Below are 26,070 nucleotides of genomic sequence, written 5' to 3' on the forward strand. Positions count from 1 at the left end.
TGAACCGTCACGGGTTCTCTGCCGCTTCTATACGGGGTGCGGCTCTCGGTTGAGGGCAGCGTAGTAGTCGTGCTCGTGCTCGGCGGGTGGGATCTGGCCGATGCTGGAGTGCAGGCGTCGGTGGTTCCACCAGTCGACCCAGCCGGCGGTGGCGTACTCGACGTCGACGAGGGTCTTCAGCGGGCCTTGGTGGAAGACGTCGGTGGCGATGGCCTCGGTCTTGTATAGGCCGATGATCGACTCCATGAGGCCGTTGTCGTAGGCATCGCCCACGGTGCCGATCGAGGGGGCGATGCCCTCGAGCGCGAGGTGTTCGGTGTAGCGCAGCGAGGTGTACTGACTGCCCGCGTCGCTGTGGCAGACCAGGGTGCCGGGCTCGACGGGGTGGCCGTGCCGGTCGCGGTCCCACATCGCGATCCGCACCGGCGTCAGGACCAGGTCGGTGACCTTGGTGGTGGCCGCGTGCCAGCCCACGATGCGCTGGGCGTAGCAGTCCACGACGAAGGCGACGTAGACGAACCCGGCCCAGGTCCGGACGTAGGTGAAGTCAGCGACCCACCTGGTGTTGGGCGCATCGGCGGTGAAGTTGCGGTCCAGCAGGTCGCCGGCCCGGTTCCCGTCCCGGCTGGGGATGGTGGTGCGGACCTTCTTGCCGCGGCGCACCCCGTTCATGCCTAGGTCGCGCATCAACCGGTCGACGGTGCAGTGGGCCACCTCAAGGCCCTGCCGGCGCAGATGCGCGATCATCTTCCGCCGGCCATAGAGCCCCTCAGGGGTGCCACGGACGGCCAGCAGCGCATCGATGACCATCGCGTCGGAAACGGTGCGAGAAGCCACCGCTCGGTTGGCCTGCCGCCAGGCTCGGTAGGTCCGCGCCGCGACGCTGCAGCCGTGTGCGGTGAGCACCCTGCAGGTCGACTCGACGGCGTGGCCCTGGCTGCGCATGTCCTCGATGAAGGACATGATCAGCGGTTGCGGGGGTCGAGCTCCCCGGCAAAGAAAATCGAGGCCTTCCGCAGGATCTCGTTGTCCTCACGCAGCCGACGGTTCTCCGCTTTCAAACGACGGATCTCAGCGCTCTCCTCCGACGTCACACCAGGTCGATCACCGGCATCGATATCGGCCTGCACGACCCACCGACGAACGGTCTCTTTTCCGACCCCGAGCTGGTCGGCGACGGCCTTGGCGACCGCCGTGGTCGAGCCGTAGTCGGCTCGGTGCTCAGCGACCATCCGAAGCGCCCGATCCTTCAGGGCCGGGTCCACCTTCTTGGGCATGTGCTCATCCTCCTTGACTCACAAGGAAGCGGCATCAAACCCGTGACGGTTCATTGAGCGCCGCGTGGCCGAAGTCGCCTAACCTCGGGCCATGAACGGGAACGGGGTCGAGCAGGCGCTTGCGCGCCTGGTCGACGCCATCAATCTCTACCGACTCCAGCCAACACGCATGACGGGGCTGTTGGCCGACGAAGCGACAGATGCTCTCGTTGCTGGCTGGGATTCTCCCGCACTGCGTCAACTGGCCGGAGCGTCCAGCACCGACAACTTGTGGGCACTGGACGCACTGGTCGACGACGTGACATCAGAGCTGAACTTGCCGACCACGGCCCCGGGAGAGGGCCGAGAGGTGCAGGCTGCCGCAGCGATGTGCCGCCGCGCACTCAGAGGTGAGGTCGAACTCCGCGAAGTAGCGCGTTGGGCGCATCAGGTCATCGGCCACGAAGGACCGCAGGCACTGCGACCGATTGTCGAGCTGGATGACCAGTACGACATCGCAGACATTGGGCCACTCACCTTTGCCGAGGTCGAAGAACTCGCGCAACGGACGGTCACTCGACTAGCCACCAGCCTTTGAGCAGCGGCCTACGCCGCCGCCTTGTCGAGCGCCGCCGACTTCAGTACGGCCCTAACGGTTGACGGGTACCACCGTGCGCCACCGCGCGCGGTCGCGACTCCGTCGCGGTTCAGGCCATCCGCGATAGCAGCAAGGGCCTGCCCCTCACCCCGTGCAGCGACGATGCGAGACGTGACCTCAGCAGGGAGCGTGCGTGGACGACCGAGCCGCTTGCCCTGGGCCTTCAACTGCTGGAGAGCGGCACTAGTGCGGGCACCAATGAGTTGACGCTCGTACTCAGCGAACGCGGCCATGACGTTGGCCATCAACTGCCCGCTGGGGACGGTCGTGTCGATGGCGAGGTCAAGAACGACGAGTTCCCAGCCCTCCCGCCGCGCACGGTCCATCAGCGTGGCGAAGTCGAGCAGCGAGCGAGACAGCCGGTCAAGCTTGGAGACGACCAGCACAGACGCCTGGCCCTTCCCCAGCATGTCGAGCGCAGTAGCGATGGCAGGCCGAGAGAGGTTCGTGGCTGAGTAGCCCTCGTCGGACAGGAACTCGACATCGACCCAGTCGCGACGAGCCGCCTCGGCGGCGATGACGCTCCGCTGGTCACCCAGCCCGAGACCGGAAACTGCCTGCTCGTCAGTGGACACACGCAGGTAGCCGATGACCTTGCCAGAGCGACGCTTCATGCCCACCAGATTACACTAAATGGTCGTTTTATGTATTCAATCACCCGTACAGACTAAGCAGGAGCCGGTCTCTTGCGCACAGGCCTCAGCGAGCACCGCTAGCCGGAGGAGTCCGCGACGCTCTGGCCCCGCTCGGGCCACCCGCAGGCACACGTTGACGTCAACCAGCAGCGCAGGCATGTCTTCGGCTTGGAGTTCGCTGACGCCAATGGGGTCGAAGCGGCGAAGTGTCGGCAAGGACATGTCTCTGACGGACCCCAGCCCATCGTCGAGGAACCGGTCGAAGTCCCCAGCGGCGTCGAAAGTGCCTCCGTTGGGGTCACTGAGTTGACGGCGCGCAACGCCAGATGAAGACACGAGTTCCACCACGACCGGCATGGGCTCAGTCTGTCAGCGCGACGGTGCTGGAGGATGTGCACCGTGGCCGACTACCAAGAGCATCCGAGCAAGGTCACGACATGGCGTGCTGGTCAGTTCGTCGTGCTGCAGGAAGCGGAGCGAGCCGACTGCACCGTCTGGGTCGCCTTTGACACTGACGGCGACGACGCATCCTGGGAAGGGCTGCTCGCCACCACTGGAGACGACGGAAAGGTGACCGTGCAGAGCGTGCCCTACTTCGTCTACGACCTCGCACTCGGCGACGAGGTGAGCACGGTTGCCTCTGCCGAAGGGCCCCTAGTTGCGGTCGAACCGACGCGACGGTCCGGGATGCTCACATTCAGGGTCGTGTTCGACGGCGGCGACGACCGCTGGCTGCAGCTCATGCGCGACCTTGAGCCGCGGTCATGTTGGTTCGACGTCCGGAGTCCGCGATTCATCGCAATCGCGGCTCCATCCGAGCATGCGCAAGCCGTGGCCGACTACTTGCACGGACGCGAGCAGCGCGGCGAGTTGCAGTATGAGGCAGGTCAGACGAAGTGACAGACGACTGGTTCCGCTCCCCTGACTGGTCACCGACGGCTCAGGCGGACTTCGAGGCGCGGCTCAAGCGGTCCCGTGACTGGAACCATGCTCAGTACATCCGCATTAAGGGACTGGCGCTCAAGGAGGCGGGGCTGGTCCAACCGGCCCGCGACTTGTGGGAGCGCATCCTTGACCAAGACCTCGGCCACGACTTCGAGAAGGCGGGCACGCTCGAACACCTCGGAGACTCCTACCGCGACACCGAGCCTGAGCGAGCGACGCACTACTACCGGCGACTCCTCAGCGAGCACCCGACACTGAACGGAACGACCGCGACAATCGAAATTGCCCTGGCGGAGTTGGAGATGGCGAAAGGGCGACGGGCCGACACCGACGAGGCTCTCAGGCTCCTGAACTCGTTCCTCGAACGCGGCACGTCTCAGTTCCCCAACGTGCTCTTTCGCTGGCACCTCGTCCTCATCGACATCGCTCAGGCGACAGGCGAGAAGGAGACCGTGCAGCGCGCGGCGAGAACGGCGCTGGACTTGGCGTCCCGTGGTCCGGTCTTCCCACGACACAAGGACGTCGGTGTGGTCGACGCCGACGCCAAGACCCTGCGTCGACTGCGCAAGCTAGCGAAGTAGCTCCTCATGTGCGCACTATCCAGATTCGCGATGCCGACTGCCGAACACGTATCAAGCGTCTGGCCGCGTTTTTCAGATTGAGCGCGCCGGAAAGTCCACCCAGAGTTGGCGATAAGAGAGCACGAGTGAGGCACCGCCACGCGAACGTGTGACAGACATGCACTGTCGGAGCCCCGAAGTAGGCTGACCCCACAACATCCATCCGGAGTTCCCCCTCAACAGCGGACAGGGCCCACCCTGCTCAGACGTTGAAGCGGAACTCCACGACGTCGCCATCGGCCATGACGTAGTCCTTGCCCTCCATGCGGACCTTGCCGGCCTCGCGGGCCTTGACCATGGAGCCGGCGGCGACGAGGTCGTCGAAGGAGACGATCTCAGCCTTGATGAAGCCCTTCTGGAAGTCGGTGTGGATGACGCCGGCGGCCTCGGGGGCGGTGGCGCCCTTGCGGACGGTCCAGGCGCGGGATTCCTTGGGGCCGGCGGTGAGGTAGGTCTGCAGGCCGAGGGTGTCGAAGCCGACCCGGGCGAGCACCTCCAGACCGGGCTCGGTGACGCCGGCCTCGGCGAGGAACTCCGCGGCCTCCTCGTCGTCGAGCTCGACCAGCTCGGACTCGAACTTGGCGTCGAGGAAGATCGCCTCGGCGGGCGCGACGAGGTCGCGCATCCTCGCCTTGAGGTCCTCGTCGGCCAGCTCGTCGGCGTCGCAGTTGAAGACGTAGAGGAACGGCTTGGCGGTGAGAAGGGAGAGCTCGCGCAGCAGGGAGCGGTCGATGTCGGTGGCGATGATCGGGGTGCCCGACTCCAGCGCCTCCTTCGCGGCCTGCGCGGCCTCGAGGTTGGCGGCGAGCTCCTTGACCTTGCGGGCCTCCTTCTCCAGCCGCACGACCGCCTTCTCGACCGTCTCGAGGTCGGCGAGGATCAGCTCGGTCTGGATGGTGGAGATGTCGTTGGCGGGGTTGACCTCGCCGTCCACGTGGGTGACGTCCTCGTCGCGGAACACCCGGGTCACCTGGCAGATCGCGGCCGACTCGCGGATGTGGGCCAGGAACTTGTTGCCCAGCCCCTCCCCCTGCGAGGCGCCGCGCACGATGCCGGCGATGTCGACGAACTCCACGGTGGCGGGCAGCACCTTCTCGGAACCGAAGATCCCGGCCAGCGTCGCCAGCCGCGGGTCGGGCACGCCGACGACGCCGACGTTGGGCTCGATGGTGGCGAACGGGTAGTTCGCCGCGAGCACGTCGTTCTTGGTCAGGGCGTTGAAGAGCGTCGACTTGCCCGCGTTGGGGAGTCCGACGATGCCGATGGTGAGAGCCACGGGAGGCCACTCTAGGTGCGAGCGGCACCGGACCCGGATTCGGCGGGTCGCCCCGGACGCCCGCAGAATGGCCCGCATGTCCGCCGCGCGTGCCCGTCGTCCGCTCGTCGGCGTGACCAGCCTGCTGGCGGTCGCCCTCGCCGCCACCCTCGCGCTGGCCGCGCCCGGCGCCACCTCGGCCGGCGCCACCTCGGCCGGCGCCTCCGCGGGGGAGACCCCGGCCCCCGCTCCGGCGTTCGACCCGCGCGTGGGCGCCGCCCCCGCCGCCAGCGACGCCGTCGCCCGGCTGCGCGGCTCCAAGCCCAACATCATCCTCATCACGACCGACGACGAGGCCGTCTCGGACATGCAGTGGATGCCGAAGACGATCGACGCCCTGGCCCGCAACGGCGTCTCGTTCACCCGCGCGCTCTCGCCGCACCCGCTGTGCTGCCCCGCCCGCGCGGCGATCCTCACGGGGCAGTACGCCCAGAACAACGGCGTGAAGTCGAACCAGGCGCCGTTCAACTTCGTGGCCCTGGACACCAAGACGACGCTGCCGGTGTGGATGCACCGCGCCGGCTACCGCACCGCCTTCACCGGCAAGTACCTCAACGGCTACGGCACCAAGGGCAAGCCCCAGCCCGGCTGGGACTACTGGGACGCCACGATGGTCAACCCGTACAGCTACGTCGGCTACCAGATGTTCCAGAACGGCGACCCGAAGTACTACGGCAAGCTCAACAACGTCGACTACATCAACCGGCGCCTGCTGGGCCTGGTGGACGACTGGGCCCCCAGCTCCCAGCCGTTCTTCATCTGGGCCTCCCACGTGGCGCCGCACGGCCGGCTCGACAAGATCAAGAACATCCCCTCCACCGCCAAGGCGCTGCCGCCCACGCGGTTCAAGGACCTGTTCACCAACGTCGACTCCCCCTCGCTGCGCGACCCGGGCTACCTCGACCCCGACACCAGCGACCAGAACTCGCTGGTGAACAAGAAGCTGCGGCCCAGCCGCGCGAAGGTCAACGAGGTCTTCCGCTCCCGCATCCGGTCGTTGCAGGCGGTCGACCAGGGCGTGGCGAACCTCATCGCGCTGCTGCGCCGCAAGGGCGAGCTGGACAACACCTACATCCTGTTCACCTCCGACAACGGCTTCCTGGTGGGCGAGCACCACCTGATCACCAAGAACGTGCCCTACCGCCAGTCGCTGCGGGTGCCGCTGTTCGTGCGCGGCCCCGGCCTGCCCGCCGGCGAGGTGCGCTCCCAGCGCGCGCTGATGATCGACCTCGCCCCCACGATCGCCGACCTCGCCGGCGCGACGCCGATGATCCGCGTCGACGGCACGTCCCTGCTGCCCACCCTGGTGGACGACGCCCCGCTGCGGGACACCGTGCTGATCCAGGCCGGCCCGCAGACCCCGATCGACCTGCCCTTCGGCTGGTGGTGGCGCGGTGTCACGACCGATCGCTACACCTACGCCCGGTTCTTCAGCGAGAAGCTGGAGGAGCTCTACGACCAGCAGGTCGATCCCTCCGAGACGGTCAACCTCGCCGACGACCCGCGCTACGCCGAGATCCTGGCCGAGCTGCGCCAGCGCACCGCCGACCTCGTGACCTGCGCCGGGCTGGCGCAGTGCAGTCGCTCCTACCCGCCGCTGCCCGAGCCCCTCCCCGGCCCCGACGTCCCGACCGACACCCCGACGGATCCGGCACCGGATCCGGTCACCCCCTGACCCCACGCGCCACACGCACGCAACACGCGCCCCCTAGGCTCCGGCGCATGGACGTGCTGGAGCTCGGTGAGGGACCGGTCCGCGGGCACTACCTGCCCAGCGGGCTCGACGAGGTGCTCTGGGGCCGGCTGCCGTGCGCCGCCGACGCCCCGGTGCTGCGGGTCGACCCCGGCGCCGAGGTCACGATCGACACCCTCAGCCACGAGGGGCTGCTCGAGGACCAGGGCCGCGACCCGCGCGCGTTCTTCGCCCCCTACGACGTGCCGGTGCTGGCCGACGCCGTCGCCCTGGCGGCCTCCGACCACCCGCGCACCGTCGGCGAGGACGGCCCCCACGTGGTGAGCCGTCCCATCGCCGTCACCGGCGCCCGCCGCGGCGACCTCCTCGCGGTCACGATCCTCGCCACGACCCCCCGGGTGCCCTACGGCGTGGTGAGCAACCGCCACGGCCGCGGCGCCCTGCCCGGGGAGTTCCCGCAGCAGGGCGCCGTGTTCTCCGCCTTCGCGCGCGTCACCGACGACGGCGCCCACGGCGAGATCGCGCTGGCCCCCGGCGCGAGCAGCGGTCCGCGCTTCCCGCTCGCCCCGTTCCTCGGGATCATCGGGGTGGCCGTGGCCGGCGACCAGCGCCCCCACTCGGTGCCGCCCGGCGCCCACGGCGGCAACCTCGACATCCGCCTGCTCACCCCGGGCGCGACCCTGTACCTCCCGGTGCAGGCCGACGACGCACTGGTCTACGTCGGCGACCCCCACTTCGCCCAGGGCGACGGCGAGGTGGCCCTCACCGCGATGGAGGCCTCGCTGCGCGCCACGGTGCGCCTGGACGTCGTCGCCCGGGAGGATGCGGTGCGGCGCTTCGGCGAGACCGCGGGACCGCTGGCCGAGACCTCGGAATACCTCGTGCCGACCGGCCTGGACGAGGACCTCGACGTGGCGATGAGCAACTGCGTGCGCCACGCCATCGCGCTGCTGCAGGCGCGCTACGGGATGGACCCGCGCCACGCCTACGCCTACCTCTCCGCCGCCACCGACTTCGACATCTCCCAGGTGGTCGACGTCGTCAAGGGCGTGCACGCGCGCATCCGCAAGGCCGACTTCGCCCACCTCCCCGACCCGCTGGCGGTGCGGCCGTGAGCGGCCCGCAGCTGCCGGTGCCCGACGGCCTGGTCGAGGCGTTCCACACCTACGAGCGGGCGCTCATGGTCGACGACGTGGCGGTGCTCGACGAGCTCTTCGCACCGGGCCCGACCACCCTGCGCGGCGACGCGGCCGGGCTGCTGGTGGGCCACGACGCGATCGCCGCGTTCCGCAGCGGCCGCGGCGGCGCCCCACAGCGGCGACTCGTGCAGACCCACGTGCAGACCATCGACGCCGACCACGCGCTCGTCGTCGCCGTCACCGAGCTCGCCCGCGGCGGCCGGGGGCTGCAGACCCAGCTGTGGGCCCGGCTGCCCGAGGGCTGGCGGGTCACTGCCGCCCACGTCTCGGTGCCGGCGCCCGCGCTCGACACCCGGATCTGGCGGGTGCTCGGCGACCCGCTGGTGCGGGGTGCCGCCACCGGGCCGCTGCACGGGGAGAGCGTGGCGGTGAAGGACCTCTTCGGCGTCGCCGGACACGTCGTCGGCGCCGGCAACCCCGCCTGGGAGGCACAGGCCGCGCCGGCCACCGCGCACGCCGACGTCGTCGCAGCGCTGCTGGCCGCCGGTGCCGACGTGCGCGGCATCGCCCGCACCGACGAGTTCGCCTACAGCCTGGCCGGCACCAACGCCCACACCGGCACCCCGCCGAACCCGCGGGCGCCGCAGCGGATCAGCGGCGGCTCGAGCTCGGGATCGGCCTCGGCGGTGTCGCTGGGCCACGCCAGCATCGGTCTGGGCACCGACACCGGCGGCTCGATCCGCGTGCCGGCCGCCTACCAGGGCCTGTTCGGGCTGCGCACGACCCACGACGCCGTCAGCCGGGGCGGCCTGCTCGCCCTGGCACCGAGCTTCGACACCGTCGGGTGGCTCACCCGCGACGCCGCCCTCCTCGCGCGCGTCGGCGAGGTGCTGCTGCCGCCGGAGGAGCACGGCTCCGAAGGTGAGCCGGAGGTGGAGTTCGTCGTCGTGCCCGAGCTGCTGCGTCTGGCCGACGCCGACGTGGCCGGCGCGTGCGACCGGTGGCTCGCCGGTCCTGGAGAGTCCCTCGGGCGCGTGCGCCGCGAGACCTGGCCCCTGGCCGACCTCGAGGACTGGCGCGAGGCCTTCACGACCTGGCAGGGGTTCGAGGCCTGGCAGCAGTGGGGTCCGGCGCTCGCCGACCCCGAGCACGGGATCGGCCTCGACGCCCTGGGCGCCGACGTGCGCAGCCGCTTCGAGGCCGCCGCCCGGGTGACGCCCGCGCAGGCCGAGGCCGCCCGTGCCGTGCTGGACGACGCGCGCACCCGCATCCGCGACCTGGTCGCGGACCGCGTGCTCGTACTGCCCTCGGCCGCCACCACCGCCCCGCTCCTGCGCCACGACGCCGCCCTCGCCGACCGCCTTCACGCGGCCCGGGTGGCGACGCTGCGCCTCACCTGCCTGGCGGGCATCGGCGGCCTCCCCGCGCTGAGCATCCCCACCACCACCGCCCCCGCCTCCGGCGGCCTGCCCGCCGGGGTGTGCCTCGTGGCCGGCGCCGGCCGCGACCGGCTGCTGCTGCGCCTCGCCGCCGCCCTCTGAGGCCCCCACCTCACCCGCGTTCCCCCACGCCGTGCGTGTCGGTGCAGGGGTCTCGTGACGCTCGCTGGCGCTCGCTCCTCGACCACCGTCAGCACCCACCGCCACCACCCCACCGCCACCACTCACCGCCACCACCCACCGCCACCACCCACCGCCACCACCCACCGCCACCACCCACCGCCACCACCCACGGTCGTCGAGGAGGCGCCCCAGCGCCGTCACGAGACGCGGCGAGACGGGTGCGGCCGTCGCGTTACGGGGTTGAAACAGCGGTTTCGGCTGCCCGAAACGACCGGTCCCTAGTTTCAGGTCCGGGCCGCGCCGCGGCCCATCCGAGACAGGGGTGGACGGCATGGGCATCACCGCGTTCGACGCCCTGCCCGACGCCGAGGCCCGAGCGCTGCTGCTGAGCTGCGCGGCGGTGCCCGGCTGGGCGGACCGGCTCGTGGCGGGTCGCCCCTACGGCTCCACGACGGCCCTGCTCGACGCCGCCGCCGCGGGCGCCGCGACCTGGAGCGCCGCCGACGTCGACGCCGCCCTGGCCGACCACCCGCGCATCGGCGAGCGGCCCACCGGCACCGGGGCCTCGGCCGCGATGAGCCGCCGCGAGCAGGCCGGCGTGAGCGAGGCCGACGCCGACGCCCTCGCCCGGCTGCGGGCCGGCAACGCCGCCTACGAGGAGCGGTTCGGGCGGATCTACCTCGTGCGCGCGAAGGGCCGCACCACCGAGGAGCTGCTCGCCCTGCTCGACCAGCGGCTCACCCACGACCCGGCCACCGAGGCCGAGGTGGTGCGCGGCCAGCTGGCCGAGATCGCCCTGCTGCGCCTCGCCGACCTGATCCCCCACCCCGACAGCCCCGATCTCAGCAGCCCCGACCCCGACAGCCACGACCCCGAGAAGCAGGACCCCGCATGAGACCCACCCTGTCCACCCACGTGCTCGACGCCGCCCAGGGCCGCCCCGCCGTCGGGATCGAGGTCGCCGTGCTGGCCGCAGCCGGGGAGGAGGCGCTGGCGCACGCCGTCACCGACGACGACGGCCGCGTGCGGTTCCCCGACGACACCCTGCCGGGTCCCGGCACCTACCGGCTGGTGTTCGCCACCGGGCCGTGGTTCGCGGCCGCCGACCGGCCGACGCTGTTCCCCGCCGTCGAGCTGGTCGTCCAGCTGGGGACCGAGCCGGACATCGAGCCGGCGCGCCCCCACCACCACGTGGCGCTGCTGCTGAGCCCCTTCGCCTACACCACCTACCGCGGAAGCTGAGGCACCCCATGGCCCACGGCGACATCGTGCTCGGCGCGAACCAGTACGGGAAGGCGGAGTGCCGCCTCGTGCGGGTCGACCGCCCCGCCACCGGGGAGGACCGCGCGGGAGCACCCCACCGGATCACCGACCTCAACGTCACCACCCAGCTGCGCGGCGACTTCACCGACTGCCACCTGCACGGCGACAACAGCCGGGTGGTGGCCACCGACACCCAGAAGAACACCGTGTACGCCTTCGCCGGGGAGTTCGGCGTCGGCGCCCCCGAGGACTTCCTGCTGCGGCTGGGCCGGCATTTCGTGGACGGCTTCGCGTGGGTGGAGGGCGGCCGGTTCGAGGCCGAGCAGTACGCCTGGGACCGGATCGCGACGCCGGACGGTCCCCACGACCACGCGTTCGTGCGCACCGGCGCGGAGACCCGCACCGCGGTGGTGCAGGTCGACGGCGCCGAGGCCTTCGTGGTGGCCGGCCTCACCGACTGCGTGGTGCTGAAGTCCACCGGGTCGGAGTTCCACGGCTTCCCCCGCGACCGCTACACCACCCTGGTCGAGACCGACGACCGGATCCTGGCCACCAGCGTCACCGCCCGCTGGCGCTACACCGAGCTCGGGCTGGACTACGACGCGCTCTACACCGGGATCCGCGACCTCATGCTCGCGACCTTCGCCGACCTGCACTCCCTGGCGCTGCAGCAGACCATCTTCGCGATGGGCCGCGCGGTGCTGGAGGCCTACCCGATGGTGGCCGAGGTGCGGCTCTCCTGCCCGAACAAGCACCACTTCCTGGTGGACCTCGCGCCCTTCGGCCAGGAGAACCCGAACGCCGTCTACTACGCCGCCGACCGGCCCTACGGCCTGATCCAGGCCACGGTCGAGCGGGAGGGCGCCCCCACCGAGCCGCGCGCCTGGGCCGGCGTGCCGGGCTTCGTGTGAGCGCGGCCACGGGGAGGAGGACGGCGTGAGGATCGACGCCGTCGCCGGACGACGGGTGCTGATCGACGGGCGGTTCGTGCCCGCCGTGCTGCGCCTGCGCGCGGGACGCATCGAGGCGGTCGAGGTGCTCCCCGACCCCGCCGACACCCGCGACGGCTCCCCGGACACCGACGCGGTGCTCGACGCGGTCGAGGGCCTGGTGCTGCGGGTGCCCGACACCGCCTACGTGCTCCCCGGCGTGGTCGACACCCACGTGCACATCAACGAGCCGGGGCGCACCCACTGGGAGGGGTTCGTCTCCGCCACCGAGGCCGCCGCGCTGGGCGGGGCGACGACGTTGATCGACATGCCGCTCAACTCCGTGCCGCCCACCACCACGGTGGAGCACCTGCGGGTCAAGCAGGCGGCCGCGGCCGGGAAGCTGATGGTCGACGTCGGGTTCTGGGGCGGGGCGGTGCCGGGCAACCTCGCCGACCTCGAGCCGCTGTGGGACGCCGGGGTGTTCGGGTTCAAGTGCTTCCTCGCGCCCTCGGGGGTGGAGGAGTTCCCGCCGCTGGCGCCGGCCGAGTTCGACGCCGCCCTGGCCGAGATCGCCCGCTTCGGGGGCCGGATGATCGTGCACGCCGAGGACGCCCGGGTGCTCGAGAGCGCCCCCGCCCCGCCGTCGCGCGCCTACGCCGACTTCCTGCTCTCCCGCCCCGACACCGCCGAGACCGCCGCGATCGCGCAGGTGATCGAGGGCGCCCGTCGCACCGGCGCGGCCGTGCACATCCTGCACCTGTCCTCGGCCCGGGCCCTGGACCTGATCGCCGACGCCCGCGCGGAGGGGCTGCCGGTCACGGTGGAGACCTGCCCCCATTACCTCTGCTTCGCCGCCGAGTCGATCCCCGACGCCTCGCCGCAGTTCAAGTGCTGTCCGCCGATCCGCGACGCCGGCAACCGGGAGGAGCTGTGGCAGGCGCTGCGGGCGGGCGTGATCGACGTGATCGTCAGCGACCACTCCCCCGCCGACGCCGAGCAGAAGCTGCGCGGCGACGGCGACCTGCAGCAGGCCTGGGGCGGGGTGTCGGGGCTGCAGGTGGGCTTCAGCGCGGTCGCGTTCGAGGCGCGGCGCCGCAACATCGGGCTGGCGCAGGTGAGCCGCTGGATGTCGCGCGGCACGGCCGACCTCGTCGGGCTCCCGCACAAGGGCCGCCTCGAGGTGGGGGCCGACGCCGACCTCGCCGTCTACGACACGGGGGTGGAGTTCCGCATCGAGGCCACCCGGCTCGCCCACCGCCACCCCATCTCGGCCTACGACGGCCTGCGCTACGGCGGACGGGTCACCCGCTCGATCGTGCGCGGCAACGGCGTCGACGTCGACCGTCCCGACCACGCCTGGGGCCGGCAGCTGACCCGACCACCCACCCGTCTGCCCGCCCGACCGCTCGTCCGTCCGGAGGAGACCGCATGACCACACCCGGCACACCCGTCCCGCCCCAGATCAACCCCCCTCCCCAGATCAACCCCCCGCCCCGCCTGCTCATGGGACCCGGACCGATCGACGCCGACCCGCGGGTGCTGCGGGCGATGGCGGCCCCGCTGGTGGGCCAGTACGACCCCGCGATGACGGCGTACATGACCGAGACGATGGCGCTGTACCGCGGCGTGTTCGACACCGCGAACGAGCAGACGTTCCTGGTGGACGGCACCTCGCGGGCCGGCATCGAGGCGGCCCTGGTCTCGCTGCTCGAGCCCGGCGACCGGGTGCTCGTGCTGAGCTTCGGCCGGTTCGGGCACCTGCTCACCGAGATCGCCGAGCGCTGCCGCGCCGAGGTGCACACGGTCGCCGCGCCCTGGGGCGAGGTCGTGGCACCCGAGGCCGTGGAGGCCGCGGTGCGGCGGGTGCGCCCGAAGGTCGTGGCCACCGTGCAGGGCGACACCTCCACCACGATGTGCCAGCCGCTGGCCGACCTCGGCGAGATCTGCCGCCGCCACGACGCCCTGCTCTACTGCGACGCCACCGCCTCGCTGGGCGGCAACCCGCTGCCCACCGACGCCTGGGGCCTCGACGTCGTCACGGCCGGGCTGCAGAAGTGCCTGGGCGGCCCCTCGGGCAGCGCGCCGATCACGATCTCCCCCCGGGCGGCGGAGGTGATCGCCGCACGCCGGCACGTGGAGGCCGGCCTGCGCGACCCCGACCACGACGGCGACCCCGCGCCGCCGGCCGCGCGCATCGCCTCCAACTACCTCGACCTCGCCCAGATCATGGAGTACTGGGGTCCGCGCCGGCTCAACCACCACACCGAGGCCACCAGCATGCTCTGGGCCGCCCGCGAGTGCGCCCGGGTGCTGCTGGAGGAGGGTCTCGACGTCGCGATCGAGCGCCACCGGCTGCACGGCGAGGCGATGCTCGCCGGGGTGCAGGGCCTGGGGCTGCGCCCCTACGGCGACCTGACCCACAAGATGACCAACGTCGTGGCGGTGCACATCCCCGACGGCGTGGCCGGCGACGACGTCCGCGCCGCGATGCTGCACGAGTACGGCATCGAGATCGGCACCAGCTTCGGTCCGCTGCACGGCCGGGTCTGGCGGATCGGCACGATGGGCTACAACGCCCGCCGCGACACCGTGCTCACCACCCTGGCCTGCCTGGAGCAGGCGCTGCGCACCGCCGGCGCGCCCGTGGTCGCCGGCGGCGGCGTCGGGGCCGCCCGCGAGGTGTACGCCGGATGAGCGCCGATCCCACCACCGCGGACGGGGTGCTGGAGCGCTGCGCGGAGCTGGACCGCTACTCCGCGCGCCCCGACGCGCTGGAGCGGCTCTACCTCACCCCCGAGCACGCCAGCGCCAACGCCACCACCGCCGTCTGGCTGGAGGAGGCCGGGCTGCGGTCGTGGCAGGACGCCGCCGGCAACGTGTGGGGACGCCGGGAGGGCGCGACCCCCGGGCTGCCCGCGCTGGTGCTGGGCTCCCACCTCGACACCGTGCCCGACGCCGGCTCCTTCGACGGGATGCTCGGGGTCACGATGGCCATCGCGGTCGCGATGCGGATCGGGCGTCGCATCGAGGCCGGCGAGCTCGCACCGCTCCCCGTGGCGCTGGAGGTGGTGGGCTTCAGCGACGAGGAGGGCGCCCGCTTCGGCAAGGCCCTGCTCGGCTCCAGCGCGGCCGCCGGGGTCTGGGACAGCGACTGGTGGGACCTGCGCGACCGGGCCGGCACCTCCCTGCTGGAGGCCTTCCGCGAGTTCGGCCTCGACCCGCGCCGGGTCGGCGAGGCGGCGCGCGACCGCACCGACCTGGTGGGCTACCTCGAGGCCCACATCGAGCAGGGCCCCTACCTGGAGGCCCGCGACGACGCCCTCGGGGTGGTCGACTCCATCGCCGGCGCCCGCCGGTTCCGCCTCACCATCGTCGGCGAGGCCCGCCACGCCGGCGGCACGCCGTACCCGCGCCGCCGCGACGCGCTCGTGGGCGCCAGCGAGGCGATCCTGGCGATCGAGCGGATCGCCCGCGCCCACGACTGCCTGGCCACGGTGGGCCGGATCGTGGTCGCGCCCGGCGCGGTGAACGTCATCCCGGGCCGCGCCGACCTCAGCCTCGACCTGCGCGCCCCCACCGACGCCGCCCGCGACGCCGCCTGGGAGGAGATGCTGCTCGCCATCGAGCGCCAGTGCGCCTCCCGGGGGCTGCGCTTCGACGTCGTGGAGATGCACCAGGCTCGCGCCGTCACGTGCGCGCCGCACCTGGTGGACGCCGTCGTGCACGGCATCGCCGCCACCGGCAACACCGACCCGCTCTCGCTGTGGAGCCGCGCCGGCCACGACGCGATGGTCATGGCCGAGGTCACCGACGTCGGGATGCTCTTCCTGCGCTGCTTCGACGGCATCAGCCACCATCCCGACGAGCAGGTGCGCGCCGACGACGTCGCCGCCGGCCTCGACGCCTTCGAGGTGGCCGTGCTGGCCGCCGCGGGGGTGGCGCGATGACGCTGCAGCCCGCTCCCCCGCCCGCTCCCCAGCCCGGCCGACCGGTCGTCACCGGCCGCATCGACGAGCGCATCGCCGCCCGGCGCCCCGACCTGTCCCCGCAGGAGCGCCGCGCCGCGGCCACCCTGCTGGAGCACCTCGACGACCTCGCGACCTACCGCGCCAGCGAGCTCGCCGCCCTGGCCGGGGTGTCGAAGGCGACGATGTCGCGGTTGTTCCGCAGCCTCGGCTTCGCCGACTTCGACGAGGTCCGCGATCACCTGCGCGGGCTGCACGCGGCCCGCAGCGCCGGGGAGCCCGGGCGCACCGACGACCGCGAGACCGGCGACGTCGCCGCCCACGCTCGCGCCGACGCCGAGGCCGTGCGCCGCGCCGTCGAGCACCCGCAGGTCGGGCGCGCGGTGGGGCTGCTCGCCGAGGCCCGGCGGGTGACCGTGCTGGGGTGGCGCAACTCCCACCCCGTGGCGCTGCACCTGCGCCAGCAGCTGGCCCAGGTGCGCGACGGCGTCCGGCTCGCGCCGCTGCCGGGCCAGGTGATCGGGGAGGAGCTGGCCGAGCTCGGGCCGGGCGACGCGATCGTGGCGGTGGGCTTCCGGCGGCGTCCCGGCTGGTTCGGCGAGGTCCTGGGCGCGTGCGTCGACACCGGCGCGGCCACCGTCCTGCTGGCCGACGCCACCGCCGCGCCGCACGCCGCCGCGGTGGACGTGTGGCTGGAGTGCCCCGTCACCACCCGGCTGGCCTTCGACTCCTACGCCGCGGCGATGAGCCTGGTGGCGGTGCTCGCCGACGGCGTGCTCGAGCGCCACGGTCCGGCCGCCCAGCAGCGGATCGGCGCGATCAGCCGCACCTACGACCGCCTCGGGGAGGTCGAGCGCTGATGGACCTGGCCACCGTGACCGACTACCGCCTCGCGCGCCGGCGCGAGGACCTGCGGCTCCCGCCGGACGCGGCCCCCTCGACGGTGCTCGTGGCCGGCGGCACCTGGGTGTTCTCCGACCCCCACGTGGGCGTGCGGACCCTGGTGGACCTCACCGGCCTCGGCTGGCCCGACCTCGAGCCGCTGCCCGACGGCGGCCTCCGCGTGGGCGCCACCTGCCCGATCGCGACCCTGGCCGCGCACCCCGGACCCACCGGCGCCCCCACCCTCTTCCGCGACGCCGCCGCGGCGCTGCTGATGTCCTTCAAGGTGCAGCAGGTGGCCACCGTCGGGGGCAACGTGTGCCTGGGCCTCCCGGCCGGGGCCATGACCTCGGTGCTCGCGGGGCTCGGCGCCGAGGCGGTGGTGTGGACCCCCGGGGGCGGGGAGCGCCGCCTGCCCGTGGGCGAGCTCGTGGTCGGCGTGCAGCGCACCGCGCTGCGGCCCGGAGAGGTGCTGCGGGCCGTAGAGGTGTCCGGGGCGGCGATGCGCGCCCCGGCGTCGCTGCGCCGCATCGCGCTCACCGACCACGGCCGCTCGGCCGCCGTCGTCGTCGGCACGCTCGCCGACGGCACACCCCGGCTCGTCCTCACCGCCGCCGTGACGCGCCCCGTCGTGCTGACCGGTGGTTCCCCCGCGGAGCTCGCCGAGCAGGTGGCCGGGGCCGGCGGCTGGTACGACGACCCCCACGGCGCCCCCGACTGGCGCGCAGCGATGAGCGCGCGCCTGGTGGACGAGGTGCTGCGCGACCTGGACCGGCTCGACGGCCCCGGGAGGACGGCATGAGGATCAACGGCGTCGCGACCGACCGGACCCCGCGCCCCGGGCAGTGCCTGCGCACCTACCTGCGCGAGACCGGCCACCCGGAGGTGAAGAAGGGCTGCGACACCGGCGACTGCGGCGCCTGCGGGGTGCTGGTCGACGGCGCCCCGCGCCACTCCTGCCTCTACCCCGCCGCCCGGGCCCACGCCGCCGACGCCGAGGTGACCACCGTCGCAGGCCTCGCGCACCCGGAGGGGCTGGAGGGGGCGGGGGGAGACGGGACGCACCTGCCCCCGGTGCAGCGGCGCTTCCTCGCCGCCCAGGGGTTCCAGTGCGGCTTCTGCACCCCCGGGATGGTCGTCACCGCCGCCGCGCTCGCCGCCGACGCTCCTGACTCCCCCGATCCCGCCGTCGATCCCGTGGCGTGGAAGGGCAACCTGTGCCGCTGCACCGGCTACCGCGCGATCCGCGACGCCCTCGCCGGACGCACCAACGTGGTGTCCGGTCCCGACAGGCCCCGGGGCGGGGTCGGCACCTCGTGCGCCGCGCCCGCCGGACCCGCGATCGTGACCGGCCGCGAGTCCTACACCCTCGACCTGCCCGACGCCGACACGCTGCACGCGGCGCTGGTGACCAGTCCCCACGCCCACGCGCGGGTCCGCGGCATCGACACGCGGGCCGCGCTGGCGGCGCCCGGGGTGCACCTCGTGCTGACCCACCACGACGCGCCCGCGACGCTGTTCTCCACCGCCCGCCACGACAGCCGCCTCGACGACCCCGACGACACCCGCGTGCTCGACGACGTCGTGCGCTTCCACGGCCAGCGGGTGGCGATGGTGGTGGCCGACACGGTCGCGCAGGCCCAGGCCGCCGCACGCCTGGTCGCGGTGGACTACGAGGTGCTGCCCGCGGTGCTCGACCCCGAGGCCGCCCGCGCACCCGGCGCGCCGCTGGTGCACGGCGACAAGGACGCGACCACGTCCCGGATCGCCGAGCCGGGCCGCAACGTCGTGGCGGCCACCCACGGCGAGGTCGGCGACGTCGCCGCCGGGCTGGCACGAGCCGCCCACCGCGTGGCCGGCACGTGGACGACGTCGCGGGTGAACCAGGCCGCGCTGGAGACCCACGGCGCGCGCGCCTGGCTCGACCCCGACGGCCGCCTGGTCGTGCGGACCTCCACCCAGGTGCCGTTCCTCGTGCGCGACGAGCTGGCCCACGTCTTCGGCCTGGACCCGACCCGCGTCCGGGTGCGCGCCGCGCGCGTGGGCGGCGGCTTCGGCGGCAAGCAGGAGATGCTGGTCGAGGACGTCGTGGTGCTCGCCGTGCTCGCCCTCGCCGCCCGCGGCACCCCGGCGCCGGTGCAGCTGGAGCTCACCCGCGAGCAGCAGTTCACCCTCGTGCCCGGCCGCCACCCGATGCGGGTGGAGGTCGAGCTCGGCGCGGACGCCGCCGGCGTGCTCACCGCGATGCGGGTCGACGTGCTCTCCGACACCGGCGCCTACGGCAACCACGCCGCCGGGGTGCTCTTCCACGGCGTGCACGAGTCGGTGGCGATGTACCACTGCCCGAACAAGCGGGTGGACGGCGAGGCCGTGTACACCCACCAGGTCCCGTCGGGGGCGTTCCGCGGCTACGGCCTGGGCCAGGTGATGTTCGGCATCGAGTCGGCCCTGGACGACCTCGCCCGCGCCGTCGGGATCCCGGGGGCCGAGATCCGGCGCCGCAACGCCGTGCGGCCGGGCGGGGAGTTCGTCGTCAACGGGCCGGCCGACACCGACCTCGTGCTCACCCCCGAGAACGACGGTCTGCCCCGCTGCCTGGACCTGGTGGAGACCGCGCTCGCGGCCCCGCCGCGACCCGGCGAGCCCGCCGTGCCGGAGGCGGCCGATCCGGAGGCTGACGACGGGGCCGGGGGCTGGCGGATCGGCACCGGCCTGGCCGCCGCGATGATCGCCACCATCCCCCCGCGCGGCCACCACGCCACCGCGACCGTGACCCTGCACCGCACCGCCGACGGACACCGGGCGCGGATCGGCGTCGGCTCGGCGGAGTTCGGCAACGGCACCGCCACCGTGCATCGCCAGCTCGTGGTCTCCGTGCTCGCCGACCTGCCGGGCCTCGGCGCGCTGCACGTCGACCTGCACGGCGCCGACACCGACGCCGCGGGCTACGACACCGGCGCCTACGGCTCCACCGGCTCGGTGGTGGCCGGCGGAGCCGTGCTCGCCGCCGCGCGCGACCTCCGCGCCCGCTGGGAGGCCGGGGAGCGTCCTGCCCAGGAGGTCCCGCTGGTCGGGCACGGGGAGCACCACGGCTCGCCGCGGGCGGTGGCCTACAACGTGCACGGGGTGCGGGTCGCGGTGCGCCCGGCCACCGGGGAGCTGCGGATCCTGCGCTCGGTGCACGCCGCCGACGCCGGCACCGCGCTCAACCCCGAACAGCTGCGCGGGCAGATCGAGGGCGGCGTGGCCCAGGCCTACGGCTCCGCGCTCACCGAGGAGGTCCTGGTGCGCGACGGCGTGGTGACCACCCGCTCGCTGCGCGACTACCGCGTGCCGCAACTGGCCGACGTCCCCCTCACCGAGGTGCTGCTGGCCGACACCGTCGACCCGCTCGGCCCGTTCGGGGCCAAGTCGATGAGCGAGGCGCCGTACAACCCGGTGGCGCCCGCGGTGGCCAACGCCGTGCGCGACGCCCTCGGTGTGCGACCCCACGCCCTGCCGATGAGCCGCGACCGACTGTGGCGGCTGGCGCGCGAGGCCGACCGGTGACCTCCCCGGGGACCTAGGATCGCCGGATGGCCCAGGCGAACTACGACCTCACCGGCGACGACGAGGAGTTCCTGCGCTTCGTCGACGAGCGGGTGATGAACACCTCCTCCTCGATCTCGCGCGAGCACGGCATGACCTACCGGCTCGACAACGGCACCTCCGAGGCCCGGATGCACGTCGTCACCTACGAGCGCTTCTCCATGACCGGCGGCAACCGCGTGAGCCTGCACCTGAGCGTGCTGGGCCTGGACGGCCGGATGGTGGTGGACCTCACCAGCAGCGGCGGCAGCCAGGCGGTGCTGTTCAAGATCAACACCTTCGGCGAGGAGGCCTTCCTCGGCAAGGCGGTCGAGGCCGTGGAGGAGTGGCAGCGCCGCTCCCGCTGAGCACCCCCGACCCCCGTCGAACGCCACGGAGGACCGAGCACGCCTGCGGCGATCGTTTCAGCCCGACCTCGGGGGATGAAACGCTCGTCTTAACAGCCCCGTTACGGCGGTAGCCTCGCGCCGCAATGCATCGTCCCTAGCGTTCGGGACGTCTCGGACCCCACGACGTCCTACGAGGAGTACCCATGTCCCTGCGTCCCATCGGCTCTCGCACCGGCCTCCCCGCCGGCTCGACCCCCGCACGTCGGACCGGCGTCCGGCTCGCCGCGCTGCTCACCGCCGGCGCGCTCGCGCTGACCGCCTGCGGCGGGTCGGACGACGAGTCGGCCACCGACGGCGACGGAGGCGCCGCCGCCGCGGGCGACCTCGGCGACATCAAGGTGCAGTTCTCCTGGATCAAGAACGCCGAGTTCGCCGGCGAGTTCATCGCCGACAGCGAGGGCTACTACACCGACGCCGGCTTCGGCGACGTCGAGTTCCTCAGCGGCCCGGTGGCCCAGGAGCAGGTCGTGGCCAGCGGCGACGCCGACTTCGGTCTGTCCAACGCCGTCTCGACCGCCGCGGCGATCGTCAACTCCGGCTTCCCGCTGAAGATCGTCGGCGCGACCTACCAGAAGAACCCCTTCACGATCCTGTCGCTGGCCGACGGCGGCAACATCACCACCCCGCAGGACATGTGCGGCAAGAAGATCGGCGTCCAGGACCCGAACCTCAGCCTCTTCAAGGCCCTGCTCGCCGCCAACGACATCGACGAGTCCTGCCTGGAGATCGTGCCGAACTCCTTCGACGTCGCCCCGCTCGAGGACGGCCAGATCGACGGCCTGGTGGCCTACATCACCAACGAGTCGCTGCTGGTCAAGGGCCACGGGTTCGACACCGTCGACCTGCCCTTCGCCGACAACGGCCTGCCGTTCGTGGCCGAGACCGTGATCACCACCGACGAGATCATCGAGAACGAGCCCGAGAAGGTCGAGGCGTTCCTCAAGGCCGAGGTGCAGGGCTGGCTCGAGGCCTGCGACGGCGAGGAGGGCTACACCAAGGGTGCGGAGCTCGCGGTGAACACCTACGGCGCCGACATCGACCCGCCGCTGGAGCTGGCCAAGGAGGTCGAGCAGGCCCGCCAGCAGTGCGAGCTGCTGGTCAACAGCGACGAGACCGCCGCCAACGGCATCTTCACCATCAGCCCCGAGGCGATCGAGGCCAACCTGGCCTCGCTGTCGGCCGCCGGGATCGACATCGCCGCCGAGGACCTGTTCGACACCTCCTTCATCGACAAGGTGATCGCCGACAACCCCGACCTCAAGGGCTGACCCACCCCGATGACCGAGCAGATGAGCGAGCAGGTCCCGGCTCAGGACAGCGCTGCTCCGGACAGCACCGGTCCGGACAGCACTGCTCCGGACAGCACCGGCACCGGGGTGCGGATCGAGCACCTGTCCAAGACCTTCAGCGTCGGACGACGCCGGGTCGAGGCGCTCGCCGACACCACCCTGTTCACCGACAAGGGCAGCTTCCTCTCCCTGCTCGGTCCCTCGGGCTGCGGCAAGTCCACGATCCTGCGGATCCTCGCGGGCCTGGAGGAGCCGACCTCGGGCACGGCGCTCGTGGACGGCAAGACCCCCCGCGAGCTGCGACGCGACCACCAGCTGGGGATCGCGTTCCAGGACTCCGCGCTGCTCCCCTGGCGCAGCGTGGAGTCCAACATCCGGCTCCCCTTCCAGGTCTCGGGTGAGAAGCCGGACGACGCCCTGGTGGCCGAGCTGATCGAGCTGGTCGGCCTCCAGGGCTTCGAGAAGGCCAAGCCGGGCCAGCTGTCCGGCGGCATGCGCCAGCGCGTGTCGATCGCCCGCGCGCTGGTGGTCAAGCCGAGCGTGCTGCTGCTCGACGAGCCCTTCGGCGCGCTGGACGACATGACGCGTCAGCGGCTCAACCTCGAGCTGCTGCGCATCTGGACCGAGAAGCCGGCGACCACGCTGATGGTCACCCACGGCATCTCCGAGGCGATCTTCCTCTCCGACAAGGTCGCGGTCATGAGCCCGCGGCCCGGCCGGGTCAAGGAGGTCATCGACGTCGACCTGCCGCGCCCGCGCACCCCGGAGATGATGCGCACCCCCGAGTTCCACGCCCTGCACGACCGGGCCTCGGAGCTGCTCTTCGGCGCCGGCGGGGCCGCGGTGGAGGACGGGTCCTGATGGCCGCCACGTCTGCGGCGACCGCCCCGGCGCGCGTGAGCCGGGTGCCCCGGCCCACGCCGGAACAGCGCCGCACGATCCTGACCGGCGCGGTCTCGCTCGGCGCGCTGGTCGCCGGCTGGTGGCTGCTGGCGGCCACGGTGCTGGACCGCTACCAGATCCCGACGCCCGGCGAGATCGTCGCCAAGGCGCAGGAGCGCGGCTTCGGGTACTACCGCGAGATCTTCTCCGTCACCCTCGGCGAGGCCGCCACGGGCTACGTCTACGGCGTCGCGATCGCCCTCGGGATGGCGGTGCTGGTGCTGCTGATCCCGTTCCTGGAGCCGGTGATCATGCAGGTCGCGGTGGTGACCTACTGCCTGCCGATCGTCGTGCTCGCGCCGCTGATGATCATCCTGCTCGAGACCGCCGACACCTCCTCCCCCACCGCCACCGTGCTGGCGGGGCTGTCGGTGGTGTTCACCACCGTCGTCGGCGCGGTGCTGGGGTTCCGCTCCGCCGACCGCGCCAGCCTCGACGTCGTCACGGTGTACGGCGGTGGGCGGTGGCAGCAGTTCGTGCGGGTGCGGCTGGTCAGCGCCCTCCCGGCGCTGTTCACCACCCTGCAGGTCGCGGCCCCGGCCGCGTTCCTCGGCGCCCTGCTCGGGGAGTGGTTCGACCGGCGCCTGGAGGTCGGCGTCGGGCCGTCGCTGTACCTGGCGATGAACAACCGCGAGACCGAGCTGGCCTGGTCGGTCGGTCTGGCCTGCGCGCTCGTCTCCGGCCTCGCCTACGCCGCCATCGGCCTGGTCGGCCGGCTGGTCGCCCCCTGGGCGGGCGGAGGCTCCCGATGACCACCCTGACCCCCGCCGGCCGCACCACTCCCGCCCTGCGACGGGCCGGGGCGCTGCTGCTGCCCCTGCTGAACCTCGCCGTCGTCCTGGTGGCCCTGCTCGGCGGCTGGGCGCTGCTGCTCGCCCTCACCGACGCCCCCGACTTCACCGTGCGCGGTCCCGGCGAGATCCTCGACCTGCTGCGCCGCAACGCCCCGATCAAGACCGTCGACGGCGAGGACGCCGCCGTCTGGTCGGCGGTGCTCCCGCCGCTGGGGCAGACCCTGATCGACGCCGGCATCGGCTTCGCGGCCGGCCTGCTCACCGCGATCGGGATCGCGACCGCGACCTACCTCTCCCGCGGCGTCGAGGCCGCCACGATGCCCGTGGCGATGGTCGTGCGCACCGTGCCGCTGGTGGCGCTGGCGCCGGTGATCACCCTGATCTTCGGCAACGGCTTCGCCACCGTGGCGGTGATGAGCGGCATCGTGGTGCTGTTCCCCGCCCTGATCACGATCTCCTTCGGCCTGCGCTCGGTGTCGGCGCAGATGCAGGACGTCATCGCCGTCTACGGCGGCGGCACCTGGGACGTGCTCCGCCGCGTGGCCTACCCCTCGGCGCTGCCCGCGATCTTCGCCGCCATCCGGATCTCGGTGCCCGGGGCGATCACCGGCGCGCTGATCGCGGAGTTCTACACCACCACCGACTCGGTCGGGAAGGCCGTCAACCAGGCGCTGGCGCTCTACCTCTACGACCTCGTGTGGAGCCTGCTGGTGGTCACCACGCTCGCCTCGATCCTGCTCTACGTGCTGGCCCAGATCGTCGAGCGGGCGCTGCTGGTGCGCTACGGCATGGAGAAGGCGCTCAGCTAGCGCCAGGGGCAGTTCGACCCGGGCGGACGGCGCGCGCGTGGAGCGCACCCACCAGGGTCGTGACGGCGATCAGGGCGGCCGCCAGCCCCAGCCCGGCCCCGAGGTGCCACTGCAGCAGGGCGGCGCCGACCGCCGCGCCGGCGAGGATCGCCACGACGGCGGTGAACCGGCGTCCGGACCCCCCGCCGTCGGCGTGGGCCTTGCCGCTGCCCAGGCGCGAGTCGGCCGCGAGGCCCGTGATCGTGGAGGTGACCACGACCGTCGTCACGTCCTTGACCGCCAGGAACCGCGCCACCGCCGCCTGCAGCCCCATCGCCGCGCCGAGCAGCGCGGTGACGGTGAGGGCCACCGGCTCGACCGGCGTCTCGTCGGCGAGCAGCACGGCCGTGAGCGCGAGCGAGACCACCGCGACGAGCCCGAACAGCACCGTCGTGATCCGGCTCCACCCCGGAGTCGCCCGGCGCAGTACCCGGCCACCCAGCGCCGCTCCGGCCATGAAGCCCACCAGCGCCAGCACCGGGCCGAGGATCGGCAGGTCGTCCGCGCCTGTGAGCGCCATCCCGAGGATCACGACGTTGCCGGTCATGTTGCCCGTGAACACCCGGTCCAGGCCGAGGTAGCCGACGGCGTCGACGATGCCGGTCGTGAAGGTGAGCACCAGCATCAGCCACAGGTGCATCCGGCCCGCGGGCACGGCCCGGAACCGGGAGCTGAGCGAGGCGGACGGGGAGAGGGACGGTGCGGGGGCGCTCACGGGCGCCATCATCCCGCGGCTGCGCGGTGGCGCCGACGCTATCCCGCACTGCCGGACGACCCGCGGCCGCTGCGGCCCCGGCGGGCCAGCCCAGCGAGATCGCCGATCCGCCCCTCGATCAGAGCGCTCCGCTTGGCTCGCCCCCAGCCCTGGATCTGCTTCTCGAAGCCGAACGCCTGCTCGATGCTGGCGAACTCGTGCGCCCACACCAGCTGCACCGGCCGACGACCCCGCCGGCGGGTGTAGGCCGCCCCACGCCCGGCATCATGCTGCTCGAGACGCCGGGCGAGATCGATGGTGCTGCCGACATTGAAGCTGCCGTCAGCGCATTCGAGGATGTAGGTGAACGCCATTCCTGGAGCCTCGACCGCCGGCGACGGCAGGAAACCACCGTCACCACGGTCTGGGGATGGCCGAGACCGACAGCGGGTGACGGGGTCGCCCAGAAACCCGCGCCGCCCGAAGCCGACGCTCACCTCACCGCGTCTCGTGACGGCGCCAGGGCGCCTCCTCGACGAACGTAGGACCAACGGTCGTCGAGGAGCGAGCGCCAGCGAGCGTCACGAGACGCCCGCACCCGACCCACCACGTCTCGAGACGGCGCCCGGGCGCCTCCTCGACGAACGTAGGACCGACGAGA

The 26,070-nt window shown here is 72.8% G+C and carries 25 protein-coding genes; 20 read left to right on the forward strand and 5 right to left on the reverse strand.

Annotated features, from left to right (window positions below):
- Nucleotides 1-27: 27 nt before the first annotated feature.
- Nucleotides 28-1,277 (reverse strand): IS3 family transposase gene (locus ACERUJ_RS11505; RefSeq protein WP_370248671.1). Its coding sequence is split into 2 segments (ribosomal slippage): nt 28-1,004 and nt 1,004-1,277, totalling 1,251 coding nucleotides; the frame shifts between segments, so codons are not numbered across the junction.
- Nucleotides 1,278-1,368: 91 nt separating this feature from the next.
- Between ACERUJ_RS11505 and ACERUJ_RS11510 the strand changes: the two genes are divergently transcribed.
- Nucleotides 1,369-1,854, forward strand: a complete 486-nt coding sequence (locus ACERUJ_RS11510) for a hypothetical protein (protein ID WP_370248672.1) — start codon at nt 1,369-1,371, stop codon at nt 1,852-1,854.
- 8 nt (nt 1,855-1,862) lie between these two features.
- Here ACERUJ_RS11510 and ACERUJ_RS11515 read toward each other — a convergent pair whose 3' ends face one another.
- The gene (locus ACERUJ_RS11515) at nt 1,863-2,528 is read right to left on the reverse strand and encodes a recombinase family protein (protein WP_370248695.1); all 666 of its coding nucleotides are present in this window, start codon (nt 2,526-2,528) and stop codon (nt 1,863-1,865) included.
- Between the two features lie 420 nt (nt 2,529-2,948).
- Here ACERUJ_RS11515 and ACERUJ_RS11520 point away from each other — a divergent pair, with 420 nt between their 5' ends.
- Together ACERUJ_RS11520 and ACERUJ_RS11525 are read left to right on the forward strand one after the other, a co-directional pair.
- On the forward strand, nt 2,949-3,449 hold the full coding sequence (locus ACERUJ_RS11520) for a DUF4265 domain-containing protein (protein WP_370248673.1): 501 nt from the start codon (nt 2,949-2,951) through the stop codon (nt 3,447-3,449).
- Complete coding sequence (locus ACERUJ_RS11525; RefSeq protein WP_370248674.1) at nt 3,446-4,075, forward strand: tetratricopeptide repeat protein; 630 nt, start codon at nt 3,446-3,448, stop codon at nt 4,073-4,075. The genes ACERUJ_RS11520 and ACERUJ_RS11525 overlap by 4 nt, the downstream gene beginning before the upstream one ends.
- A 241-nt stretch (nt 4,076-4,316) precedes the next feature.
- Here the strand turns inward: ACERUJ_RS11525 and ychF are convergent, their stop codons facing one another.
- Entirely contained in the window at nt 4,317-5,390 is a 1,074-nt protein-coding gene (gene ychF / locus ACERUJ_RS11530; RefSeq protein ID WP_370248675.1) for a redox-regulated ATPase YchF, read from the reverse strand.
- 76 nt (nt 5,391-5,466) lie between these two features.
- On the opposite strand from ychF, the gene ACERUJ_RS11535 reads away from it, so the two are divergent.
- The 17 genes from ACERUJ_RS11535 to ACERUJ_RS11615 all read left to right on the forward strand — a co-directional run bounded on the left by ACERUJ_RS11535 (nt 5,467) and on the right by ACERUJ_RS11615 (nt 24,676).
- Nucleotides 5,467-7,104, forward strand: a complete 1,638-nt coding sequence (locus tag ACERUJ_RS11535; RefSeq protein WP_370248676.1) for a sulfatase — start codon at nt 5,467-5,469, stop codon at nt 7,102-7,104.
- Between the two features lie 47 nt (nt 7,105-7,151).
- On the forward strand, nt 7,152-8,237 hold the full coding sequence (locus ACERUJ_RS11540; protein WP_370248677.1) for an acetamidase/formamidase family protein: 1,086 nt from the start codon (nt 7,152-7,154) through the stop codon (nt 8,235-8,237).
- Nucleotides 8,234-9,802 carry an AtzH-like domain-containing protein gene (locus ACERUJ_RS11545; protein WP_370248678.1) on the forward strand — a complete coding sequence of 523 codons (1,569 nt, stop codon included), beginning with the start codon at nt 8,234-8,236 and terminating at the stop codon, nt 9,800-9,802. Before ACERUJ_RS11540 ends, ACERUJ_RS11545 begins: the two co-directional genes overlap by 4 nt.
- A 352-nt stretch (nt 9,803-10,154) precedes the next feature.
- Complete coding sequence (gene uraD / locus ACERUJ_RS11550) at nt 10,155-10,718, forward strand: 2-oxo-4-hydroxy-4-carboxy-5-ureidoimidazoline decarboxylase (RefSeq protein ID WP_370248679.1); 564 nt, start codon at nt 10,155-10,157, stop codon at nt 10,716-10,718.
- Nucleotides 10,715-11,065, forward strand: coding sequence for a hydroxyisourate hydrolase (gene uraH / locus ACERUJ_RS11555; protein ID WP_370248680.1), 351 nt, complete (start codon nt 10,715-10,717; stop codon nt 11,063-11,065). Before uraD ends, uraH begins: the two co-directional genes overlap by 4 nt.
- Before the next feature lie 8 nt (nt 11,066-11,073).
- Entirely contained in the window at nt 11,074-11,997 is a 924-nt protein-coding gene (gene pucL / locus ACERUJ_RS11560) for a factor-independent urate hydroxylase (RefSeq protein ID WP_370248681.1), read from the forward strand.
- 25 nt (nt 11,998-12,022) lie between these two features.
- Nucleotides 12,023-13,450 (forward strand): allantoinase AllB, encoded by a 1,428-nt coding sequence (gene allB, locus ACERUJ_RS11565; RefSeq protein ID WP_370248682.1) that lies wholly within the window; start codon nt 12,023-12,025, stop codon nt 13,448-13,450.
- A complete protein-coding gene (locus ACERUJ_RS11570) occupies nt 13,447-14,712 on the forward strand; it encodes an alanine--glyoxylate aminotransferase family protein (RefSeq protein ID WP_370248683.1) in 1,266 nt (421 codons plus the stop codon). Before allB ends, ACERUJ_RS11570 begins: the two co-directional genes overlap by 4 nt.
- Nucleotides 14,709-15,965 (forward strand): allantoate amidohydrolase, encoded by a 1,257-nt coding sequence (locus ACERUJ_RS11575; RefSeq protein WP_370248684.1) that lies wholly within the window; start codon nt 14,709-14,711, stop codon nt 15,963-15,965. Before ACERUJ_RS11570 ends, ACERUJ_RS11575 begins: the two co-directional genes overlap by 4 nt.
- On the forward strand, nt 15,962-16,843 hold the full coding sequence (locus ACERUJ_RS11580) for a MurR/RpiR family transcriptional regulator (protein ID WP_370248685.1): 882 nt from the start codon (nt 15,962-15,964) through the stop codon (nt 16,841-16,843). Before ACERUJ_RS11575 ends, ACERUJ_RS11580 begins: the two co-directional genes overlap by 4 nt.
- Nucleotides 16,843-17,667: a xanthine dehydrogenase family protein subunit M gene (locus ACERUJ_RS11585; protein ID WP_370248686.1), complete on the forward strand. Its 825-nt coding sequence runs from the start codon at nt 16,843-16,845 to the stop codon at nt 17,665-17,667. The genes ACERUJ_RS11580 and ACERUJ_RS11585 overlap by 1 nt, the downstream gene beginning before the upstream one ends.
- Complete coding sequence (locus tag ACERUJ_RS11590) at nt 17,664-20,414, forward strand: molybdopterin-dependent oxidoreductase (protein ID WP_370248687.1); 2,751 nt, start codon at nt 17,664-17,666, stop codon at nt 20,412-20,414. Before ACERUJ_RS11585 ends, ACERUJ_RS11590 begins: the two co-directional genes overlap by 4 nt.
- Before the next feature lie 26 nt (nt 20,415-20,440).
- The gene (locus ACERUJ_RS11595; protein ID WP_370248688.1) at nt 20,441-20,800 is read left to right on the forward strand and encodes a DUF6054 family protein; all 360 of its coding nucleotides are present in this window, start codon (nt 20,441-20,443) and stop codon (nt 20,798-20,800) included.
- Nucleotides 20,801-20,985: 185 nt separating this feature from the next.
- On the forward strand, nt 20,986-22,110 hold the full coding sequence (locus tag ACERUJ_RS11600; protein ID WP_370248689.1) for an ABC transporter substrate-binding protein: 1,125 nt from the start codon (nt 20,986-20,988) through the stop codon (nt 22,108-22,110).
- 21 nt (nt 22,111-22,131) lie between these two features.
- Nucleotides 22,132-22,992 (forward strand): ABC transporter ATP-binding protein, encoded by an 861-nt coding sequence (locus tag ACERUJ_RS11605; protein WP_370248690.1) that lies wholly within the window; start codon nt 22,132-22,134, stop codon nt 22,990-22,992.
- Nucleotides 22,992-23,825: an ABC transporter permease gene (locus ACERUJ_RS11610; RefSeq protein WP_370248691.1), complete on the forward strand. Its 834-nt coding sequence runs from the start codon at nt 22,992-22,994 to the stop codon at nt 23,823-23,825. The genes ACERUJ_RS11605 and ACERUJ_RS11610 overlap by 1 nt, the downstream gene beginning before the upstream one ends.
- Nucleotides 23,822-24,676, forward strand: a complete 855-nt coding sequence (locus tag ACERUJ_RS11615) for an ABC transporter permease (RefSeq protein WP_370248692.1) — start codon at nt 23,822-23,824, stop codon at nt 24,674-24,676. The genes ACERUJ_RS11610 and ACERUJ_RS11615 overlap by 4 nt, the downstream gene beginning before the upstream one ends.
- Here ACERUJ_RS11615 and ACERUJ_RS11620 read toward each other — a convergent pair.
- Both ACERUJ_RS11620 and ACERUJ_RS11625 read right to left on the reverse strand, forming a co-directional pair.
- Nucleotides 24,669-25,430: a YoaK family protein gene (locus tag ACERUJ_RS11620; RefSeq protein WP_370248693.1), complete on the reverse strand. Its 762-nt coding sequence runs from the start codon at nt 25,428-25,430 to the stop codon at nt 24,669-24,671. The two genes, ACERUJ_RS11615 and ACERUJ_RS11620, sit on opposite strands and share 8 nt — an antisense overlap.
- A gap of 38 nt (nt 25,431-25,468) precedes the next feature.
- Nucleotides 25,469-25,783, reverse strand: a complete 315-nt coding sequence (locus ACERUJ_RS11625) for a GIY-YIG nuclease family protein (protein WP_370248694.1) — start codon at nt 25,781-25,783, stop codon at nt 25,469-25,471.
- Between the last annotated feature and the right edge of the window lie 287 nt (nt 25,784-26,070).

Origin of the sequence: Nocardioides sp., from assembly GCF_964228225.1 — a bacterium.
Lineage (GTDB): Bacteria > Actinomycetota > Actinomycetes > Propionibacteriales > Nocardioidaceae > Nocardioides.

Excerpts from the sequence above, each read along its gene's own strand:
- ACERUJ_RS11610 (WP_370248691.1), top strand. The coding sequence starts at position 22,992 with ATGGCCGCCACGTCTGCGGCGACCGCCCCGGCGCGCGTGAGCCGGGTG.
- ACERUJ_RS11580 (WP_370248685.1), top strand. The coding sequence starts at position 15,962 with ATGACGCTGCAGCCCGCTCCCCCGCCCGCTCCCCAGCCCGGCCGACCG.
- ACERUJ_RS11615 (WP_370248692.1), top strand. The coding sequence starts at position 23,822 with ATGACCACCCTGACCCCCGCCGGCCGCACCACTCCCGCCCTGCGACGG.
- ACERUJ_RS11590 (WP_370248687.1), top strand. The coding sequence starts at position 17,664 with ATGAGGATCAACGGCGTCGCGACCGACCGGACCCCGCGCCCCGGGCAG.
- ACERUJ_RS11600 (WP_370248689.1), top strand. The coding sequence starts at position 20,986 with ATGTCCCTGCGTCCCATCGGCTCTCGCACCGGCCTCCCCGCCGGCTCG.
- ACERUJ_RS11585 (WP_370248686.1), top strand. The coding sequence starts at position 16,843 with ATGGACCTGGCCACCGTGACCGACTACCGCCTCGCGCGCCGGCGCGAG.
- ACERUJ_RS11510 (WP_370248672.1), top strand. The coding sequence starts at position 1,369 with ATGAACGGGAACGGGGTCGAGCAGGCGCTTGCGCGCCTGGTCGACGCC.
- ACERUJ_RS11605 (WP_370248690.1), top strand. The coding sequence starts at position 22,132 with ATGAGCGAGCAGGTCCCGGCTCAGGACAGCGCTGCTCCGGACAGCACC.
- ACERUJ_RS11570 (WP_370248683.1), top strand. The coding sequence starts at position 13,447 with ATGACCACACCCGGCACACCCGTCCCGCCCCAGATCAACCCCCCTCCC.
- ACERUJ_RS11595 (WP_370248688.1), top strand. The coding sequence starts at position 20,441 with ATGGCCCAGGCGAACTACGACCTCACCGGCGACGACGAGGAGTTCCTG.
- uraH (WP_370248680.1), top strand. The coding sequence starts at position 10,715 with ATGAGACCCACCCTGTCCACCCACGTGCTCGACGCCGCCCAGGGCCGC.
- ACERUJ_RS11575 (WP_370248684.1), top strand. The coding sequence starts at position 14,709 with ATGAGCGCCGATCCCACCACCGCGGACGGGGTGCTGGAGCGCTGCGCG.
- pucL (WP_370248681.1), top strand. The coding sequence starts at position 11,074 with ATGGCCCACGGCGACATCGTGCTCGGCGCGAACCAGTACGGGAAGGCG.
- ACERUJ_RS11515 (WP_370248695.1), bottom strand. The coding sequence starts at position 2,528 with ATGAAGCGTCGCTCTGGCAAGGTCATCGGCTACCTGCGTGTGTCCACT.
- ACERUJ_RS11625 (WP_370248694.1), bottom strand. The coding sequence starts at position 25,783 with ATGGCGTTCACCTACATCCTCGAATGCGCTGACGGCAGCTTCAATGTC.
- ACERUJ_RS11535 (WP_370248676.1), top strand. The coding sequence starts at position 5,467 with ATGTCCGCCGCGCGTGCCCGTCGTCCGCTCGTCGGCGTGACCAGCCTG.
- uraD (WP_370248679.1), top strand. The coding sequence starts at position 10,155 with ATGGGCATCACCGCGTTCGACGCCCTGCCCGACGCCGAGGCCCGAGCG.
- ACERUJ_RS11540 (WP_370248677.1), top strand. The coding sequence starts at position 7,152 with ATGGACGTGCTGGAGCTCGGTGAGGGACCGGTCCGCGGGCACTACCTG.